This window comes from Streptomyces sp. NPDC091209 (assembly GCF_044757755.1).
Taxonomy (GTDB): domain Bacteria; phylum Actinomycetota; class Actinomycetes; order Streptomycetales; family Streptomycetaceae; genus Streptomyces.
On record NZ_JBIVVR010000008.1, the window covers coordinates 317,279 to 335,968 of the forward strand.

General features: G+C 70.4%; 20 protein-coding genes. 15 read left to right on the plus strand and 5 right to left on the minus strand.

The features are described 5' to 3' along the window. The first annotated feature begins 2 nt into the window (after positions 1 to 2). From ACIQRL_RS24780 to ACIQRL_RS24815, 8 genes are all read left to right on the plus strand, one after another. Positions 3 to 848 (plus strand): MIP/aquaporin family protein, encoded by an 846-nt coding sequence (locus ACIQRL_RS24780; protein WP_401335123.1) that lies wholly within the window; start codon positions 3 to 5, stop codon positions 846 to 848. A 33-nt stretch (positions 849 to 881) separates the two neighbouring features. Then, positions 882 to 2,399: a glycerol kinase GlpK gene (glpK, locus tag ACIQRL_RS24785; protein ID WP_401335126.1), complete on the plus strand. Its 1,518-nt coding sequence runs from the start codon at positions 882 to 884 to the stop codon at positions 2,397 to 2,399. 204 nt (positions 2,400 to 2,603) lie between these two features. Further along, entirely contained in the window at positions 2,604 to 2,963 is a 360-nt protein-coding gene (locus ACIQRL_RS24790) for a zinc ribbon domain-containing protein YjdM (protein ID WP_401335128.1), read from the plus strand. Positions 2,964 to 3,116: 153 nt separating this feature from the next. Next, the gene (locus tag ACIQRL_RS24795) at positions 3,117 to 3,458 is read left to right on the plus strand and encodes an ArsR/SmtB family transcription factor (RefSeq protein ID WP_401335131.1); all 342 of its coding nucleotides are present in this window, start codon (positions 3,117 to 3,119) and stop codon (positions 3,456 to 3,458) included. Then, on the plus strand, positions 3,455 to 5,185 hold the full coding sequence (locus ACIQRL_RS24800; RefSeq protein WP_401335133.1) for a SulP family inorganic anion transporter: 1,731 nt from the start codon (positions 3,455 to 3,457) through the stop codon (positions 5,183 to 5,185). Before ACIQRL_RS24795 ends, ACIQRL_RS24800 begins: the two co-directional genes overlap by 4 nt. Continuing rightward, positions 5,182 to 5,598: a pyridoxamine 5'-phosphate oxidase family protein gene (locus tag ACIQRL_RS24805; RefSeq protein ID WP_401335135.1), complete on the plus strand. Its 417-nt coding sequence runs from the start codon at positions 5,182 to 5,184 to the stop codon at positions 5,596 to 5,598. The genes ACIQRL_RS24800 and ACIQRL_RS24805 overlap by 4 nt, the downstream gene beginning before the upstream one ends. Further along, positions 5,598 to 6,014 carry an ATP-binding protein gene (locus ACIQRL_RS24810; RefSeq protein ID WP_401335138.1) on the plus strand — a complete coding sequence of 139 codons (417 nt, stop codon included), beginning with the start codon at positions 5,598 to 5,600 and terminating at the stop codon, positions 6,012 to 6,014. The genes ACIQRL_RS24805 and ACIQRL_RS24810 overlap by 1 nt, the downstream gene beginning before the upstream one ends. A gap of 58 nt (positions 6,015 to 6,072) precedes the next feature. After that, on the plus strand, positions 6,073 to 6,465 hold the full coding sequence (locus ACIQRL_RS24815; RefSeq protein WP_401335140.1) for an STAS domain-containing protein: 393 nt from the start codon (positions 6,073 to 6,075) through the stop codon (positions 6,463 to 6,465). Between the two features lie 16 nt (positions 6,466 to 6,481). On the opposite strand, the gene ACIQRL_RS24820 is transcribed toward ACIQRL_RS24815, so the two are convergent. Further along, positions 6,482 to 6,745: a hypothetical protein gene (locus ACIQRL_RS24820; RefSeq protein ID WP_401335143.1), complete on the minus strand. Its 264-nt coding sequence runs from the start codon at positions 6,743 to 6,745 to the stop codon at positions 6,482 to 6,484. 206 nt (positions 6,746 to 6,951) lie between these two features. Here ACIQRL_RS24820 and ACIQRL_RS24825 point away from each other — a divergent pair, with 206 nt between their 5' ends. Further along, positions 6,952 to 7,302: an ArsR/SmtB family transcription factor gene (locus ACIQRL_RS24825; protein ID WP_401335145.1), complete on the plus strand. Its 351-nt coding sequence runs from the start codon at positions 6,952 to 6,954 to the stop codon at positions 7,300 to 7,302. A 440-nt stretch (positions 7,303 to 7,742) separates the two neighbouring features. Here ACIQRL_RS24825 and ACIQRL_RS24830 read toward each other — a convergent pair whose 3' ends face one another. Next, positions 7,743 to 8,117, minus strand: a complete 375-nt coding sequence (locus ACIQRL_RS24830) for a hypothetical protein (RefSeq protein ID WP_401335148.1) — start codon at positions 8,115 to 8,117, stop codon at positions 7,743 to 7,745. Between the two features lie 432 nt (positions 8,118 to 8,549). Here ACIQRL_RS24830 and ACIQRL_RS24835 point away from each other — a divergent pair, with 432 nt between their 5' ends. Continuing rightward, complete coding sequence (locus tag ACIQRL_RS24835) at positions 8,550 to 9,041, plus strand: peptidylprolyl isomerase (protein WP_355841877.1); 492 nt, start codon at positions 8,550 to 8,552, stop codon at positions 9,039 to 9,041. 324 nt (positions 9,042 to 9,365) lie between these two features. Here the strand turns inward: ACIQRL_RS24835 and ACIQRL_RS24840 are convergent, their stop codons facing one another. Beyond that, the gene (locus tag ACIQRL_RS24840) at positions 9,366 to 10,100 is read right to left on the minus strand and encodes an alpha/beta fold hydrolase (protein ID WP_401335151.1); all 735 of its coding nucleotides are present in this window, start codon (positions 10,098 to 10,100) and stop codon (positions 9,366 to 9,368) included. 682 nt (positions 10,101 to 10,782) lie between these two features. On the opposite strand from ACIQRL_RS24840, the gene ACIQRL_RS24845 reads away from it, so the two are divergent. The 4 genes from ACIQRL_RS24845 (at position 10,783) to ACIQRL_RS24860 (ending at position 14,483) form a co-directional block, all read left to right on the plus strand. Then, positions 10,783 to 11,151 carry a winged helix-turn-helix transcriptional regulator gene (locus ACIQRL_RS24845; protein WP_401335153.1) on the plus strand — a complete coding sequence of 123 codons (369 nt, stop codon included), beginning with the start codon at positions 10,783 to 10,785 and terminating at the stop codon, positions 11,149 to 11,151. Between the two features lie 267 nt (positions 11,152 to 11,418). Then, positions 11,419 to 12,060 carry a hypothetical protein gene (locus ACIQRL_RS24850; protein WP_401335155.1) on the plus strand — a complete coding sequence of 214 codons (642 nt, stop codon included), beginning with the start codon at positions 11,419 to 11,421 and terminating at the stop codon, positions 12,058 to 12,060. 381 nt (positions 12,061 to 12,441) lie between these two features. After that, positions 12,442 to 12,876 carry a DUF485 domain-containing protein gene (locus ACIQRL_RS24855; RefSeq protein WP_401335158.1) on the plus strand — a complete coding sequence of 145 codons (435 nt, stop codon included), beginning with the start codon at positions 12,442 to 12,444 and terminating at the stop codon, positions 12,874 to 12,876. After that, positions 12,873 to 14,483: a cation acetate symporter gene (locus ACIQRL_RS24860; RefSeq protein ID WP_401335161.1), complete on the plus strand. Its 1,611-nt coding sequence runs from the start codon at positions 12,873 to 12,875 to the stop codon at positions 14,481 to 14,483. Before ACIQRL_RS24855 ends, ACIQRL_RS24860 begins: the two co-directional genes overlap by 4 nt. Before the next feature lie 183 nt (positions 14,484 to 14,666). On the opposite strand, the gene ACIQRL_RS24865 is transcribed toward ACIQRL_RS24860, so the two are convergent. Together ACIQRL_RS24865 and ACIQRL_RS24870 are read right to left on the minus strand one after the other, a co-directional pair. After that, positions 14,667 to 16,160, minus strand: coding sequence for a long-chain fatty acid--CoA ligase (locus ACIQRL_RS24865; protein ID WP_401335163.1), 1,494 nt, complete (start codon positions 16,158 to 16,160; stop codon positions 14,667 to 14,669). Further along, positions 16,157 to 17,236: a TauD/TfdA family dioxygenase gene (locus ACIQRL_RS24870; RefSeq protein WP_401335166.1), complete on the minus strand. Its 1,080-nt coding sequence runs from the start codon at positions 17,234 to 17,236 to the stop codon at positions 16,157 to 16,159. Before ACIQRL_RS24870 ends, ACIQRL_RS24865 begins: the two co-directional genes overlap by 4 nt. Positions 17,237 to 17,392: 156 nt before the next feature. On the opposite strand from ACIQRL_RS24870, the gene ACIQRL_RS24875 reads away from it, so the two are divergent. Beyond that, positions 17,393 to 18,394 carry an AraC family transcriptional regulator gene (locus ACIQRL_RS24875; protein WP_401335168.1) on the plus strand — a complete coding sequence of 334 codons (1,002 nt, stop codon included), beginning with the start codon at positions 17,393 to 17,395 and terminating at the stop codon, positions 18,392 to 18,394. Positions 18,395 to 18,690 lie beyond the last annotated feature (296 nt).

The following is an 18,690-nucleotide window of genomic DNA, read 5'->3' on the forward strand; positions in this document are numbered from 1 at the left end:
CCATGACTGAGTGGTACAGAAAGTCGGGGTTGATCGGCGAAGTGTCCGCCGAATTCCTCGGCACGATGATCCTCATCCTCTTCGGGTGCGGCGTGGTGGCCCAGGTGGTCGCCGGCGGCGCCCTCACGACGCCACCCGGCGGTCTGGGAAACCACGACAGCATCGCCTGGGCATGGGGTATCGGCGTCACCATGGGCGTCTATGTCGCGGCACGGCTGAGCGGCGGGCACCTCAACCCCGCGGTGACGCTCGCCCTGGCCACGTTCAGGGGATTCCCCTGGCGCAAGGTGGCGCCCTACGTGGTGGCCCAGACGCTCGGTGCCTTCGTGGCGGCGCTGATCGTGCGCTGGAACTACACGGACGCGCTGGCGAAGGCCGACCCCGGGCACACCATCAAGACCCAGGGCGTCTTCTCCACGCTGCCCGCCAACGGCAACCCGAACCTGCCGGTCCACGAGTGGGGCGCGTTCCGCGACCAGATCATCGGCACCGCGATCCTGCTGCTGGTGATCATGGCCGTCACGGACCTGCTGAACACCCCTCCCGGGGCGAACCTGGGCCCGTTCATCGTCGGCCTGCTCGTCGTGGGCATCGGGATGGCCTGGGGCACCCTCGCGGGCTACGCGATCAACCCGGCCCGTGACTTCGGTCCCCGGCTGGCCAGCTTCCTCACGGGATACGGAGGGGCGTGGCGAGATCAGTACGGGAACTTCTACTTCTGGGTGCCGATCCTCGGTCCGTTCATCGGTGGCGTGCTCGGCGCCGGCGTGTACAAGATCTTCGTCGGCCGCTTCCTGCCGACGGCCGAGGCCGAACCGGCGGGACGCGTCCCGCCGTCCCAGTCCTGACTCCCGCAACACCCCCAGCAGAGGCGGCACCACATGGCTGACTTCGTGGGCGCGGTGGACCAAGGGACCACCAGCACCCGATTCATGATCTTCGACCACGCCGGCAACGAGGTGGCGAAGCATCAACTGGAACACGCCCAGATCCTTCCGCGCTCCGGGTGGGTCGAGCACGACCCGGTGGAGATCTGGGAACGCACCAACTCGGTGATCCAGAACGCCCTGCGGCACGGAAACCTGACCGCGGAGGACCTGGCGGCGATCGGCATCACCAACCAGCGGGAGACCACCGTCGTGTGGGACCCGCGCACCGGCCGTCCGTACTACAACGCCATCGTGTGGCAGGACACCAGGACCGACTCCATCGCCGCGGCCCTGGAACGTTCCGGCCAGGGCGACGTGATCCGCCGCAAGGCGGGGCTGCCTCCGGCGACCTACTTCTCCGGCGGCAAGATCCAGTGGATCCTGGAGAACGTCGACGGCGTCCGCGAAGCGGCGGAAGCGGGCCACGCGCTCTTCGGCAACACGGACGCCTGGGTGCTGTGGAACCTGACCGGCGGCCCCGACGGCGGTATCCACGCCACCGACGTGACCAACGCCAGCCGCACCATGCTGATGAACCTCGAAACCCTCGACTGGGACGACGAACTGCTGGGCTTCTTCGGCGTGCCGCGCGCCATGCTGCCCAAAATCAACTCCTCGTCGGACCGCGAGGCGTTCGGTACGACGCGCACCTCGCGGCCGTTGCGCGCCTCCATCCCCATCACCGGGGTGCTCGGTGACCAGCAGGCGGCCACGGTCGGACAGGTCTGCTACGCGCCCGGCGAGGCGAAGAACACCTACGGCACGGGCAACTTCCTGGTCCTCAACACCGGTACGGAGCTGGTCCGTTCGCAGCACGGCCTGCTGACGACCCTCGCCTACCGGTTCGGCGACAGCCCCGCCGTCTACGCGCTGGAAGGCTCCATCGCGGTCACCGGATCCGCGGTGCAGTGGCTGCGCGACCAGATGAAGATCATCACCAACGCGGCCGAGAGCGAGACGCTGGCCCGCAGCGTGGAGGACAACGGCGGGATGTACTTCGTCCCGGCGTTCTCGGGACTGTTCGCCCCTTACTGGCGCTCCGACGCCCGCGGCGCGATCGTCGGTCTCGCCCGATACAACAGCAACGCCCACCTGGCCCGGGCGACCCTGGAGGCGATCTGCTACCAGAGCCGCGATGTCGTCGAGGCCATGGAGCAGGACTCCGGAGTCCACCTCGACGTGCTGAAGGTCGACGGCGGCGTGACCGCAAACGACCTGTGCATGCAGATCCAGGCCGACGTCCTCGGCGTACCGGTCAGCCGTCCCGTCGTCGCCGAGACCACGGCGCTCGGCGCCTGTTACGCGGCGGGTCTGGCCACCGGCTTCTGGAAGGACACCGACGAACTGCGCACCCACTGGCAGGAGTCCAAGCGCTGGGAGCCCCAGTGGTCGGAGGACCGGCGCCAGCAGGGGTACGCCGACTGGAAGAGGGCGGTGGAGCGCACGCTCGACTGGGCGAAAGTGGAGTAGCCGGACCCGTCGACCACACGGGGCGACCGAAGGGCGCTCCGTTCAGCCCCTGGCTCGTTTGGCGTCAGGGGCTGAACGCGACCCCCAATCCCCACGTGCGCGTCCCGTTCCGACCCGAGGCCGCTCGGATCCGTCGATGTGGCCGGGATCCAGCAGGCCGGAGCTACGGGCCGGCCGGTGGCCAGGGCCGGATACCCTGGCGGAATGATCGAAAATCTTCCTCCCTGTCCGACGTGCTCATGTGAGTACACCTACGAGATGAACGCCCTTGTGGTGTGCCCGGAGTGCGGCCACGAATGGGTTCCCGACGCCAGCGCCGCCGAGGGTGGGGCCACCACCGGGGAGCGGGTCGTCAAGGACGCTGTCGGCAATGTGCTGCGGGACGGCGACAGCGTGGTTGTCGTCAAGGCGCTCAAGGTCAAGGGGAGCCCCTCGGGGATCAAGGCAGGCACCAAGGTGCGCGGCATCCGGTTGGTCGACGGCGTCGACGGCCACGACATCGACTGCAAGGTCGACGGTTTCGGGGCGATGCAGCTCAAGTCCAGCGTGGTCAAGAAGGCCTGATCCGCGACGCGCGGGTGACCGGGGCGGCAGGCTCTTGCTGAATTGCCAAATTTAGCAATTGGTTAGATGCTGTATTCGCTGTACCTGCAGGTAGTCGTGGGCACAGCCCTTGTCCGCCCCGGGTGGGGCGCCGTCCGGGGAAGTCGAGGGGCTGTGTCCGTTCCGCTGTACCAGGCCAAGGCCGAGCTCGTCCGGATGCTCGGGCATCCCGTACGGATACGGGTGCTGGAGCTGCTCCAGGACGGCCCCCGGCCGGTACGGGAACTGCTCGGGGAGATCGAGGTGGAGCCGTCGAGCCTGTCTCAGCGGCTGGCGGCACTGCGCCGGTCCGGGATCGTCACCACCACGCGGGACGGCTCGACGGTCGTGTACGGAATGGCCGACGGGGACGTGGCAGACCTGATGAAGGCCGCGCGCCGGATCCTGACCCCGATGCCGTCCCGGCGCAACGAACTGCCGGCCGAGCTGCTGGAGACCGAGGTCGCCGCGCAATGACATCGGGGATCAGCCGGGTCCGGGCCCGGATCACCTCGCTGCTGCCCACCCGCGGCGACCTTGCGGAAATGGGACGCAATCCCCGCCGGGACCTGCTCGCCGGGCTGACCGTGGCCATCGTCGCGCTGCCGCTCGCCCTCGGCTTCGGCGTCTCCTCCGGGCTCGGCGCCGAGGCGGGCCTGGCCACCGCCGTCGTCGCGGGCGTCCTCGCCGCGTTGTTCGGCGGATCGAATCTGCAGGTGTCGGGGCCGACGGGCGCCATGACGGTGGTGCTGGTACCGATCGTGGGCCGGTACGGTCCGACAGGCGTCCTCACGGTCGGCGTGATGGCTGGAGTGATGCTCGTCGGCCTCGCCGTGCTGAAGGCCGGACGGTACATGCAGTACGTGCCCGCGCCGGTCGTCGAGGGCTTCACGCTGGGCATCGCGTGCGTGATCGGACTGCAGCAGATTCCGGGCGCGCTCGGCGTGCCCGAACCGGAGGGCGACCGGGTCCTGGTGGTGGCCTGGCGAGCCGTCGAGGAGTTCGTGCGGCACCCGAACTGGACGGCCGTCGCCGTCTCCGTCGCGGTGGCCGCGGTCATGCTCCTGGGAGCCCGGTGGCGTCCGACCGTGCCGTTCTCCATCGTCGCGGTGATCGCCGCCACGGTCGTGGCACAGGCCGCCGGGCTGACCGGGGCGAAACCGATCGGTGAACTGCCGTCGGGGCTGCCCGCGCCCTCGCTCTCCTTCCTCGACCTGAGCTCGCTCGGCTCCTTGTCGGCCCCCGCGGTGGCGGTCGCGGCGCTGGCCGCGCTGGAGTCGCTGTTGTCGGCCTCGGTCGCCGACGGCATGACCGTCGGCCAGCGGTACGACCCGGATAGGGAGCTGTTCGGCCAGGGCCTTGCCAACATCGCCGCCCCGCTGTTCGGTGGCGTGCCGGCGACCGGGGCGATCGCGCGCACCGCGGTCAACGTGCGCACCGGTGCGAGCTCCCGGCTCGCCGCCCTCACTCACGCCGCGATCCTCGCGGTGATCGTCTTCGCGGCAGCGCCTCTCGTCTCGAAGATCCCGCTGGCGGCCCTCGCCGGTGTGCTGCTGGCCACCGCGATCCGCATGGTCGAGGTCGGTTCGCTGCGGGCGATGGTGAAGGCCACCCGCTCGGACGCGCTGATCCTCGTCCTGACCGCCGTCGCCACGCTGGCCCTCGATCTCGTGTACGCCGTCATCATCGGCCTGGTCGTCGCGGGCGCCCTCGCGTTGCGCGCCGTCGCCAAGCAGGCCCGCTTCGACCAGGTTCCTCTCGACCGCGGAGACCACACCGCCGAGGAACATGCCCTGCTCGCCGAGCACATCATTGCCTACCGCGTCGACGGGCCCATGTTCTTCGCCGCCGCGCACCGCTTCCTGCTGGAGATGACAGAGGTGGCCGACGTACGTGTGGTGATCCTTCGCATGTCACGGGTGTCGACCATGGACGCGACCGGGGCGCTGGTGCTCAAGGACGCGGTCCAGAAGCTGAACCGGCGCGGAATCGTCGTCCTGACCTCCGGAATCAGGCCGGAGCAGCGACAAGTGCTCGACTCCGTCGGCGTGTTGGACCTCCTGCGGCTGGAGGGCCCCGAGTACGCCACTACCCCCGAAGCGATCCACGGGGCCCGCGACCACCTGGAGAAGGCCGGGGTCCTTCGCGCTGCCCGGAAGTCCACCCACAACGTCACGGAGACGAGAGAGGAGACACCCCGATGAGCGCCGCTCCCGCCGCCCTGCGCAGGGTCGAGGTCACCGGCGCGGAGGCATTGTGGCTGCTGGAGGGGGCCGCGTCGGATCGCCTCGTCCTCGTGCGGCGGGATCTGACCGTCATCCGCCCGGCCCGGCACGTGGGGGACTTCGGGCGGCTGGTGGTGCGTACCCCGGTGCAGGCCGCTGCGGTCCGGCTGTCTGCGACGTACCCCGTGGACGAGGTCCGGGCCGCGACCAGCGCCGGCACCGGCTGGACGGTGACCGTCGCCGGGCCCGCCGAGGTGGTCACCGACCCGAACGAGGCCGCCCACTACCGCCGTACGCTCGCCGGCTGGAGCCACGGCCCGCACGATGCGATCGTCCGCAGCCGCCCCCGGACGGTATCCGGCTTCCGGCCGGCCGGAGGGACGCGGACCTGATGTTCGAAGCCCTGCCCTACCGGCACGTCCTCACCCTGCCCAACGAGCCGTCCGCTGTCCGGCTGTCCCGCCAGACCGCTGAACAGTCCCTGACCGAATGGGGGATCAGCCTGCGCCACCCCACCGTCGACCCTGCCCTGCTGATCCTCGGCGAACTGGTCACCAACAGCGTCCGGCACGCGGTGACGCTTTCCCCCCAGCTGACCGTCATCTATGCGGCCGGCTCCGACTGCCTGGCTTTCGCCGTCCACGACCGACATCCCCACCAGCCGGCCCTGTACGGGACCGCGATCGACACGGGGGCCAGTGGTCTGGGCACCGTCATGGAACTCACGCTCAGCCTGGGCGGCACCGCCGTCGTCCGGGGTGACGCCGACGGAAACGGCAAAAGCATCTGGATCACCCTGCCCCTGTGACCCGAGCCGGTCCAGGAGACGAGCCGAACAGGCAATACCCACAAGAAGGTTCATCATCATGACGATCGAATGGCACTACACCGCCGGAGAGGATTTCAGTGTCCTCTCCCTCTCCGGGCACCTCGGACCCGAGGGTGCGCATCGCTTCGCCGGTGCCGTCGGCTGGGTCCTGGCCCGCGGCACCGGCCCGGTCGTCGTCGACATGAGCGGGCTGCGCAGCTGGTCCGTCAACGGGCAGCTCGCCGTCGTTGAGGCAGCGCGCCGACTCAGCGCCCACGGACGCAGCCTGGAACTGGCCGCGATCCCCGCCGACGGCTCCCTCGTACCTGACGGCGACCGCCCGCCCATCACCATCCACACCGACCTCGCGGCGGCCGTCGCCGAACATGACGCCCACGTCCAGAGCGAAGACGGTCGGCAACAGTGGCGTACCAGCGGCTGGTCCACCTGATTGCGGGCCGCTGTCCTCACCCGGCACGCTCGACTCGAAGAAGGCGGAGCGGCAGCGTATGAACCTCGGCGTACAGGCCGTCATCCGTGAACAGCGCCTGGCCTGTTTCGCGGCTCGCGTCCACGGCGGGGCTCTGGGCCCGGCCGCCGAAGGACAGCTTCAGCATGCGGGCCTCGCAGCGGAGCGGACGCTGCCCGTCTGCGCCGGGACAGTACGTGAGGCGGCCTGCGGGGCCCTTGAGCCAGCCGACGCCCAGCCGCAGCGGGGTGCTTCTCACCATCGCTCACGCGATATATTGAATTTCTGATCTTTGCAAGTAATGAGACCTTCACTGCTCGAACGTGTGGCCGGGTCCTCGCCCGCGGATTCGGCCCGGCCGACTCCGCGGACGAAGATGGGCGCCATGTCGTTGACGAGTAGATGGACGCGATGCACCAAGGACTGGCCAGCTCGGCCGGACATCTGTTCCGGGGAGGCGACAGCACGATGAGCACGCCGCTGTACCAGCTCAAGGCCGAGTTCTTCAAAACCCTTGGGCACCCTGCCCGCATCCGCGTCCTGGAACTGCTCAGCGAGCGTGAACACGCCGTCTCGGAGATGCTGCCCGAGGTGGGCATCGAAGCCGCGCATCTGTCCCAGCAGCTGGCCGTGCTGCGCCGAGCGAACCTGGTGGTGACGCGCAAGGAGGGCTCGACGGTGTACTACTCCCTGACCAGCCCGCATGTGGCGGAGCTGCTCAGGGTGGCGCGGACCATCCTGTCCGGGGTGCTGACCGGCCAGGCCGAGCTGCTCGCCGACCTGAAGGCCGCGCAGCGGGAGATGAAAGCGCCGTCCTAGCAGCGGCCCTCGACCGGCGGCCGCCTCCTGGAGGTCGGACACCGTTCGAGGTACCTGGAGGCGGCTGCTCCCTTGGGCGGGACGCTCCACGGCAACAGGCGGCCAGGCCCGGCCGGCGGCCATTCGAAACGGTCCACCGCGGGACCGCGCGGCCCAGGCGACCGTCCCCCGTCCCCTCCGCCCCGCCCTGCCCTGTCGGATCCGTCAGCCGCCACCGGATCCGCATCAGGGTCCTTTGGCCCGGCCCCCGGAGGACGGCTCGGCACGCGGGCCTCGCCGCGGCGCGGCGACACCCGGAAGGGCGCCGCCGCAGGACGTGTCCGCGCGTACCGGTCCTGTCGCTCGTGGCCACGCGCATCCACTGTTGAGATTGTGCTGATATGGCGACTTGAAGAAGTCTTCATATCGTGGGCACACGTCAGCCCAGGGCTCCGGCCGGTCTAGATCTCCAACTGCCCCTCGACGCGCTTGAGGTGGTGGCGGGCCATCGCCAGGTTCGAGCGCGCCCTGTCGAGCACGAGATACAGGAACAAGCCGTTGCCGTTGCGCCCGGCGACCGGCCGAATGAGGTGGTACTGGTTTCCGAGCGTGATCAGGATGTCCTCGATCCGGCTCTTGAGATCCAGCTGCTCCATGGCGCGCACTTTCGCGCGGACGACATCCGTATTGCCGGCGGCGGCGACCGTCATGTCCAGATCCTTGCCCCCTCCCAGCGTGCCCAGTGCCATGCCACTCGTGTAGTCGACGACGGCGGCCCCCAACGCTCCCTCGGCCTCGGTCATCATTTCCTTCAGCGACACTTCCACACTCGCCATTGCGTCTCCCCTTGGTTGTCGGTCACGCGGCAGGACCGGCAATGGTCCGTTCCTGCCACGTGACCGCACCGTATGCGCAGGCCCGAGTCACCTGCGGAACATCTCCGAGGCTGACATCCGGTGACCGGGCATGAGCGAAAGAGAACCGCTTACCGACTACTCCTGTCGAAGAATCGCGCCCCCGCCAGGGCGGTCGCTGTCGGTGAACTTCCGGGCCGCTGGACGCAGCTCGATTCACACCCGCCGGCGCGGACGGATGCCACGCGCCGGAGATCGCGGTGTCCCCGGTGATGTCCGCGGCGCGTTTCACCCGCGGCCCGTTCCTCCGCCGTCCCGGGGCCACGCGCCGAATGATCACCCCCGGTCACCCGCCCACCGCCTCAGCTTCTCTATGCTCGGGGGCGAACATTCGCATCCATGAGGAGCAGAGCAATGAGCGACAACGTCTTCTTCGAGGTCACCGCCGACGGCAAGCCGCTGGGCCGCATCGAGTTCAAACTCTACGACGACGTCGTCCCGAAGACCGCGCGGAACTTCCGTGAGCTCGCCACCGGCGAACACGGTTACGGTTACAAGGGCTCGCCGTTCCATCGGGTCATCCCGGACTTCATGCTCCAGGGCGGCGACTTCACGCGGCAGAACGGCACCGGCGGCAAGAGCATCTACGGCGAGAAGTTCGCCGATGAGAACTTCACGCTCAAGCACACCAAGCCGGGTCAGCTGTCCATGGCCAACGCGGGCGCCAACACCAACGGCTCGCAGTTCTTCATCACCACCATCGTCACCGACTGGCTGGACAACAAGCACGTCGTCTTCGGCGAGGTCGTCCAGGGCATGGACGTCGTGAAGGCGATCGAGGCGCTCGGCAGCCGTTCCGGCACCACCTCGAAGAAGATCGTCGTCTCCGACTGCGGCACCGTCTGAGCGGTCCGGCAGCCCGGGTCCGCGCCACGGACGCGTGCTGACGGAGGCGGCGGCGCATCACCCGCCGCCTCCGCCGGGCGGCGCTCGGCTCCGGCGGGTCGAAGTCCGGGACGGCACCCGGCCGCATCGCCGCGACCGGACGCCGGTGGCCGGACCCACGGCGTCACCTCAATGCCGCATCAGGTGGTGGCGGGCGGTCAGAGGGTTGCGGCGCGCAATGCGATGACGGCGATGGCGACACGTGATGAACATGGCGAGACCTCAGCTGTTCGACGGGGTGGAGCAGGTACGGGTGGGATGACCGGCTCGTGCTCGTTTCGCGGGTCAGGCGTTTTCGAGCAGCAGGTCGCTGAGTTCCGCGGGCTTGATGATCATGCAGTCGTGACCGGACTCCAGCTCGTGGACGCGAGACGCCTCGCCGTTGGGCTGAGTCTCCGGAACGGGCCGACGGGTGACACCCTCGGGCTGGTTGCCGACGCAGAGAATGTGAGCCCGGGGGATCAACGCCTGTGCGGGGTTGTCCATCTCGGCCGGCTGCTGGAAGCAGAGGACCGACTCGTCCACCAGCGTGGTCCTGAGCCAGGCGATGTCATCGGGGTCGGTGACGCCGCAGAGGCCGAACGGCGCGGGGAACTCCGGAAGCGGCGGAATGCGCCAGGGCTCGACGCTGTCGGCGGCACCGTCGATGAGGGCCCGCGTGAGCGGCATGACGTCAATGGCGTTCTCACCGTGCGTCGGCACCATCGCGTCGATGTACACCAGGCGTGAGACGCGCTCGGGGACCCGGTTCGCCACGCTGGAGATGACCATTCCCGCGTAGCTGTGTCCGACGAGGACGATGTCGTCCAGGTCGTGGTCGAGGATGAGACCGACGATGTCGTCGACGTGGGTGGTGAGCCCGACCTCGGGGCTGAGCAGGTGTGCCTTGTCCCCGTGGCCCGTGAGGGACGGTGTGAAGACCCGGTGGCCCTGGGCGGTGAGCAGCGGGGTGACGCGGTTCCAGCACTGTCCGTCGTGCCAGGCGCCGTGCACGAGGACGTAGGTGGTCGGGTTCGGCATGACTGTTTCCTTGGCGTGGGCGTGGATCTGCTGTCAGGTGAAGGTGCGCGCACGCGCACGTCCGGGCGTGCACGCGGGTACGGGGTGGTGGACGGACCCCGGCACAGGGCGGCGGCTGAGCCGACGGTTCAGCAGGAGTCGCGCGAAGTCCTGGTAGGGACAACGGGTCGAGCACGCTGACGGCCGGGGTCGAGCAGGCTCAGGACCGGGACGGCTCTCGTCTAGGTGACGGGGGAGGTTCTGGCGGCGAGGACGACTGCCGGCGAGGACACCGTGAACCGGGGTGGGGGGGGGGGGGGGGGCCCCCCCCCCCCCCCCCCCCCCCCCGCGGGGGGGCCCCCCCCCCCGGCCGCCGCCCCACCCCCCCCCGGGGGGGGAGCCGGACCTGTACGGTCACGGCTCGCGACTTGGTGTGGGGGTTGTGTGGGGGGGGGGGGGGGGGGGGGGGGGGGGGGGGGGGGGGGGGGGGGGGGGGGGGGGCCCCCCGCCCACGTCGAGCCCCGCCTGGTCTGCGAGGACGCCGATGTCCACGGTGTCGCGGACTCGTCGCGAGCCGGTGGCATCCGGGACCGTGTCGGTGAGCGAGAAGAGGCCGAGCACGACGTCGGCGGCCTTCGGAGTGGTGCGGTGCATGCAGTCGACGTTAGGCAGCCGATAGGTACCTAAAGGTACCCTTCGGCTCATGAGCCTCCGTCCGGGAACCGTGTTCCTCGCCGACTGCCCGGCCCGCCTGGCCATCGAAATCATTGCCGGCAAGTGGGCCGTGGTCACGCTCTTCGCGCTGAGTGACGGTCCGATTCGGCACGGCGAGCTGGTCGAGCTCATCGGCGGCGTCTCGCGCAAAGTCCTGACGCAGACGCTGCGCCGACTCCAGGACAACGGGCTCGTCGAGCGGCGCGCGTACGCCGAAGCGCCACCCCGCGTGGAATACAGCCTGACCGAGCTCGGGCGCACCCTTGAGGAGCCCATCAGGAGGCTCACCGACTGGGCGAGGTCCAACGGTGAGGCGGTCGTCGCGTTTCATGAGGCGGCCGAGGCCAAGGACGCGTAGGCGCCACCGCGGTCGCGGCGGTCGTACGACGCCCCCGCCGGGCCCACCGTGAGGTCCGCCGCGCAGGACTCCCGAGCCACCGGAACCGATCGTGCCCCATGCGTCGCGGGGCCGCGAAAGAGTTCAGCCGGATTCGTGGCCGGATCCCGTACTCCAGGGGACCGGCCCGCCCGCGAGGGGTAGCCCCTTCCCGCACACGCCGAAGCGCGCGAGGGTTGGGGGGAGCTGGCCCGAGTGACACCGAGGGGGCGGACACCAGGGAAACGCTTGTCAGGACGCGCGCAGCGGCAGCGAGCCGTCCGCCGGCTGCGCGCCGAAGGGCAGTACGGGCCCTTGCTCCGTGAAGTGCTGCCGGCCCTCGCCGGGGTCGTCGTCACCCTGTGCGCGGTCGTCGCCGGCCTCGCCGTCGGCTACCGGGTGGCCGGCATCGGCGTACCCCTCGGCGCGCTGGCCGTCGTGGCCGTCGCCGCCCCGGCCGCGGTGCGGCGGCACCGTCCGCGGGCCCGTCGGCGCCTCGGCTTCTACACGCCCGAGGAACTGGCCGAGCTGGACACGGCGGGACTGGCCCTGGCCGTGTCCCGGATGCTGCGCCGGGACGGCTGGCGCGTGTTCCCCCAGCGGAGAGCCGAGGACCGCGTCCGGGTCCGTGCGCGGGACGGTCGCGGGCGGCGGCTGGAGGTCGCGTTCCGGCCCGTCGCCGAGCCGCTGCCCGACGAGGACACACCCTCGCGCGCGGGACGTCCGGGCGGTCCCGGCCCCCCGCTCCGACTCGTGGTGCACCGCGGGGCGTTCACGCGGCGTGACGTCCAGTGGGCGCGGCGCCAGGGCGGCGTTCGGCTGATCGACGGTTCGTGCCTGCGACGCTGGGCGCACGGGACACCGCTGAACGAACTGAGCGACACCTCCTGAGCCCGCACCGGAATGAGCGCCGATCCCCCGCGGGACCCGAGCCGCGGGCACCACGCCGAAACGCCCCCGAAACGCCTGCCGGACCGCCGCCTCCACCGACCAGGACGCCCTCCGCGCCCCGCCGCTCGACGCCGCGGGCGACCCGTCCGCGCGCACCGGACGCCCGAACACCCGTGCCACTCCCCTCACTCGAAACACGGGGCGCAACAGCGGTTACATCGACAACGGACGAGGTCAGCGGCGTGAACACGTTCCGACCAGGCACTTGAAGGAAAGCCCTTCGCACAGGCCGAAGGGCCGAATAGCGTGCGAGGACCCGAGCCGTCCCCACCGTCCCGCGGTCCATGTACGCCGGGCCCGCATCCCCACCAGGAGACCGGCATGTCGTACGACAACTCCGCCCCGCGTCCCCCGCGTCCGCCGCACGGACAGCACGACTCCCCCGGCCGCCGTGTCCCGGACCCCGCCGGGGAACCGTTACGCGGCGGGGCATCACCCCGCACCTGGACCGGGCAGCACCGCGATCTGCGCATCCTGCGCCGCGCCTACCGGCGGCAACGGCGCGTGACCACGTTCGCCGTGCTCGGCTGCTTCACCCTCTTCCTCGGTCTCTCCGCCGGCGCCCCCGGTTTCATGGACCGTCCCGTCACGGGAGGCCTGTCGACCGGCCTGGTGCTCGCCCTCTCCCAGATCCCCGCCACCTGGCTCGCCGTGCTCGTCTACGAACGCACCGCCCGCCGGTTCGTCGACCCCCTCGCAAGCCGGGTGAACCGGAGCACTCCCTGGGCGAGCGGTGAGCAGGAGCGGGAGCGATGAGCGACTTCGGCGGCTCCACGCAGTCCTGGTCCCTCGTCGCCTTCTCCGTCGCCGTCACGGTGACCCTGCTGCTGTGCGTGCTGACCGGCCCCGACAGCGACGACCTCGCCGAGTTCTACACCGGCTACCGCTCCCTGTCGCCGCTGCGCAACGGACTCGCCATCGCCGGGGACTACATCTCCGCCGCGACCGTGCTGACCATCGGGGGCGTGATCGCCCTGTGCGGTTTCGACGGTGTCGTGCTGGCTCTCAGCACGCTGCTCTCGCTGCTGGTGCTGATGTTCCTGCTGGCCGAACCCCTGCGGAACACGGGCAAGTTCACGATGGGCGACGTGCTGGCGCGCAGGATGCCCGGACGGGCCGTACGCATCACCGCGTGCGGCGTCACGATCGCCGCGCTCGTGCCGATGATGCTCGTCCAACTCGCCAGCACCGGGCAGCTGTTGGCCTTCATCCTCGGCTTCTCCGACAACTCCATGAAGACCGGCTGCATCGTGGGAGTCGGGACCCTGATGATCATCTACGCGGCCATCGGCGGGATGCGCGGCACCGCGTTGATCCAGCTTCTGAAGATGGTGGTGCTCCTCGGCTCCGGAATCGTCGTCGCGCTGCTGATACTGAGCAAGTTCCGCTGGAACCCCGGGGTCCTGTTCACCGCGGCCGCGCAGCGCAGTGGCTCGCCGGCGGCGTACCTGCACGGCGGGCTCCAGTTCGCCGGTGGGCCGCACCCCCGGCTCGACATGATCAGTACGCAGTTCGCCATCGTGCTGGGAGGCGCCTGTCTGCCGCATGTGACCATGCGTATGTTCACCGCCAACAGCGCCCGCCAGGTACGGCGTTCGATGTCCTGGGCGGTGTCCTCGGTGGCGTTGTTCATGCTGGTGGCGGGTGTTGTCGCCATCGGGGCGACGGCGATGATCGGCCGGGCCGGTGTCACCACCGCCGACCCGCACGGGCACACGGCCTATCTGCTGGGTTCCCTGGCCGCGTTCGGCCCGGTGATGTCCCGGGCGGAGACCCTCGTGTTCACCACGGTCACCACGGCGATCTTCCTGACGCTGCTCGCGTCGGTCGCCGGGATGACCCTCGCGTGCGCCAACTCGCTGGCCCACGACGTCTTCGCGGGCCGCGAGACCGCCATGTCGCCGCAGCGCGAGACGGCCTTCGCCCGCGGCTCGGCGCTGGTGGTCGGCGCGCCCGTGATCGCCCTCGCGGTCCTCGTCCAGCACCGCAGTCTGCAGCCGCTCGCCACCCTGTCCTTCTGCGTGGGCGCCTCGGCCATCGCCCCCGCCCTGGTCTACAGCCTCTTCTGGCGCCGGTACACGCGCACCGGCCTGATGTGCACGCTCATCGGCGGCACCCTCGCCGTCCTGATCCTGATGCCGGGCACCAGACTGGTGTCCGGCTCGCCGACGTCCGCCTTTCCCGCCGCCGACTTCAACTGGTTCCCGTTCACGACCACGGGGCTGGTGTCCATCCCGCTGGGCTTCGCCTTCGGCTGGCTCGGCAGCCTGCTGTCCGGCCGACGCGCGGGGGACCGGGAACGAGGCGTGTACGAGGGTGTCGAGAGCCTGATCCTCGCGGGGCCGCGACCGAGGGAGCGCTGACGACGGCAGGGCGACCGGTCCGGTTTCCGCGCGGCCGCAGCCGCACGGAAACCGCCACCGCCGTCACCCGGTCGAGTGTCGCCGACCATGGCCTCCCGTTCAGGTGGCGCAGACCACGGACTCCCGGTCAGATGGGGCAGACCACGGACTCCCGGTCAGGTGGCGCTGACCACGGACTCCCGGTCAGGTGGCGCTGACCACGATCTCGCGCTTGAGGATCTTGCCCGTGGGGCCCTTGGGCAGTTCGGCCGCGATCGTGACGATGCGGGGGTACTTGTACGCGGCGACCCGCTCCTTGGCGTGGGCGCGGATCTCCTCGGCCGTGGCCTCGGCACCGGGCCGGAGCGTCACCACCGCCGCGACCTCCTCACCGTGCAGTGGGTGCGGTACGCCCACGACGGCGGCCTCGGCGACGGCGGGGTGCTCGTACAGCACCTCCTCGATCTCCCGCGGGTAGACGTTGTACCCGCCGCGGATGATCATGTCCTTCTTGCGGTCGACGATGAAGTAGAAACCGTCCTCGTCGACCCGGGCCAGATCGCCGCTGTGGAACCAGCCCTCGCGGATCGCGTCCGCCGTGGCGTCCGGGCGGTTCCAGTAGCCGGTCATGACGTTCTCGCCGCGGATGGCGATCTCGCCGATCCCGCCGGGCTCGACCTCACCGCCGCCCTCGGCGACGAGCCGCATCTCGACCCCGCGGATGGGCAGCCCGATCGACCCCGGCTTGCGCGGGCGGTCGGGGTGGTTGAAGGCGGCGACCGGCGAGGTCTCGGACAGTCCGTACCCCTCCAGCACGGCGGCACCGAAGCGCCCCTCGAAACCGTGCAGTACCTCGACCGGGAGTGCCGACCCGCCCGAGACGGCCAGGCGCAGCCGGCCGGTGTCGAAGCCGTCCGGGAGTTCGGCGTGCAGCAGGGCCGCGTACATGGTCGGAACGCCCAGGAACACGGTGACCCCGTCCCGGGCGATGATCTCCAGAGCGCACTGCGGGTCGAACCGGGGCAGCAGGGTCAGTGTGGCGCCGGCGGCGACGGCGGTGTTGAGCCCGCAGGTCTGGCCGAAGGCGTGGAAGAGCGGCAGGCCGCCGAAGAGGACGTCCTCCGGTCCGACCTGGAGGAGCGTCTCGGCCGTGGTGAGGGTGTTGCTGGCCAGGTTCCGGTGGGACAGCTCGGCGCCCTTGGGCGTTCCGGTGGTGCCCGAGGTGTAGAGGATCAGCGCGGCGTCGTCGTCCGTCCGGTCCGGGGTGTCCCGCATCGGTTCGTGGCCGCGCAGCAGCGCGCCGAACGCCTCGGGCTCGGTCACCAGACACTCCGCACCGGTTTCGGCGGCGGCCTTCGTCACCTCGTCGGCGAACAGCGGGAAGACCAGCGCGATACGCGCCCCGCAGTCGCGCAGGGCGAAGGCCACTTCGCGGGCCTTGAGCAGCGGATTCAGCGGGACGACGACACCGCCGGCCCGCAGGATGCCGTAATAGAGGACCGGGAACAGCGGGACGTTGGGCATGGTCAGCGCGACACGGTCGCCGGGCCGGAGGCCGCGGTCCCGCAACAGCGCGGCCACCCGTGCGCTGGCGTCGTCGAGTTCGGCGTACGTGAGCGTGCTGTCGTCGTGACGGACGGCGACACGCTCGCCGTGGGCCGCGACCGTGGCGGCCAGGAGGGTGACGAGGGTGGTCATGCCGGGTATCTCCTTGAATTCGTCGCGCCGTGCGCGCAGGTGCCGCGAGGTCGGATCACATCGCGAAGCGTGACCCACTGGCGTGCGTCCTGGCTACCGGGCCCTTGCGGGAAGGCGAGCCACAGGCGCAGCACATGGCGTCTGTGTTCCGGCGATCGGTGATCCTCGAACGCCGAGCGGGCGTGCATCACCCGGTGTGTGTTGAGCAGAAGCAGGTCCCCGACCCGGAGGTCGAGGTCGAGCCGGTACTCCGGGGAGCCGGCCACGGAGTCGATGAGATCGAAGAGTTCCCGGTCCGCCGGCTCCAGGCGGGGCACCTCGGGAAAGCGCTGGGCGGATTCGATGGAGCGCCGGTTGTACCGCATGCTCAGTGCGCCGGAGGGGTCGTCGGCGCGGGAGACCAGCGGGGCGGTCGTGCAGGGCGGCTCGCCGGGAGCGTGATCGTCGCGGCGGTCGAAGTGGTACGTACGGTAGAGGCGCCCGGCGAGGTCGGGGCGCCGGTCGAGTACGGCGTTGTGCACCGCGGCCGAGCTGACCAGGGACAGTCGTCCGCCCGTGCGGGGCGTCCGCAGCGGCAGCAGGGCGAGGAGATCGGCGCCGCCGGTGTGGAAGGGCAGGGCCTCGCGGGTCTGATAGCCGCGTACGGCGGGATCGCTCAGGCTCTGTCCGGTGTCCCGGACGTGGCCTAGGACGAGTCCGTCGGCGTTCTGCGGGACGGGGTGCCCCAGGTGCCGGCCGAGGCCCCAGAAGACGGTGCTCGCGGCACTCTCGCCCAGCCGCTCGACGGGGACGCCCCGGACGACCGCGAACCCCCGTCCGTGTTCGAGCACCCCGGCGAGGCGCCCCAGGTCTGCGGCGAGGGTGGGAAGCGGGAAATCGGTGGCCGTCAGCCTCAGCAGGGTGCGACCCCGCCTGCGTGCCTCGTGCAGGGCGGCGTCGATCTCGGCGAGCCGGGGCGCCGACAGGTCCAGCCGCCATTCCTCGGGATGGGTGAGGTCCCGGCTCCGCCACACCGAGGGGCCCGAACCGGGCGTGGGTGTGGGCGGTGCCTGGTCCGCGTCCGTCGTACCTGTCATGTTCGCCTCCGATCCGTCGCGTGTTCACCTGCCCGCGAGTGGTCCCCCTGGGCGGGCCGGCCGGTGAGTGGCGTCATGCTAGGTTCCTCGACCACCGCCGCGCTTGTCGTGACGGGACAGGAGACTAGGCTTTTCGGGACATCTCTGGAGTGTGCCATGAGACCTCTGGTCCGCACCGCGGCCCTGAGCGGCTATGTCGAGCTGTGCCGCTCCCTCGGCGTCGATCCCCAGGCGCTGCTGAAGCGGGTGGGTCTGGACACCGCGGCCCTCACCGTCCAGGACCGGTGGATCTCCGGCACGGCCGCCGTCCAGGTGCTGGAACTGTCGGCGGCCGAGTCCGGCCACGAGGACTTCGGGGTGCTGCTGGCCGAGTTCCGGCGCTTCTCCAATCTCGGCCCCATCAGTCTGGTCGTCCGCGAGGAACCCGACGTACGCAGCGCGCTGGAACTGCTGATCCGTCATCAGTACATGTACAACGAGGTGCTGCACGCCCGGCTGTCCGAGGGCGACGGGCTGGCCACACTGAAGGTGGATCTGCGGCTCGGTGAGGTGATGGAGTCCCGGCAGGCCACGGAGCTGGCCGTCGCCGCCTTCCACCGCATCCTCAACGACTTCCTGCACACCCGCTGGCAGCCGCTCTCCGTGTGGTTCCGGCATTCCGCGCCGACGGACACCACGGCGCACCGGCGCGCGTTCGGGCCCATCGTGGAGTTCGACCGCGAACTCGACGGCATCGTCTTCTACGCCGACGACCTCGACGCACCCAACGCCATGGCCGACCCATTGATGCGCGAGTACGCCCGCCAGTACTTCGACGCGATCGCCGTCCCCAAGGACACCACCGCCGCGGACCGGGTGCGCGAACTGATCGAGGTCCTGCTGCCGACCGGGCGCTGCTCGATCGAGCAGGTCGCGCGCAGTCTCGGCGTCGACCGGCGCACCGTCCACCGGCACCTGGCCGCGTCGGGCGAGACGTTCTCCTCGCTCCTCAACGTCACCCGCCGCCATCTCGCGGAGCAGTTCGTCGCGAACCCGCGGCGCTCCCTGACGGAGATCTCCGACCTGCTGGGCTTCTCGTCCCTGAGCGGGTTCTCACGCTGGTTCCGTGAGCAGTTCGGGTGCAGCCCGAGAGCGTGGCGGGGAAGCAACGCTCCGTAGCGACTCTCCCTTCCCGCACCCCAACTCCCCTTAGGGAACTGGCGTGACGGGTGGGACGGACGTCCGGGCCGTCCGCCGTCCCTCGCGACGGGTCACAGCGTCGATGTCCCCAAATGACAAATCATCTGTCCCCTGACAGCAAGCACACCCGTGGCCTCGGCCCTACCTTTGCACCACCGCACAGAAGACGCGGTCGGCCGCCGGAGGGAGCCGTGCCACTCCCCCGGCACTCCCTCCGGAACGGCCGATCGCAGCGGGCCACCTCGCGCCCGCTGTCACCCGGTGACCCGCATCGA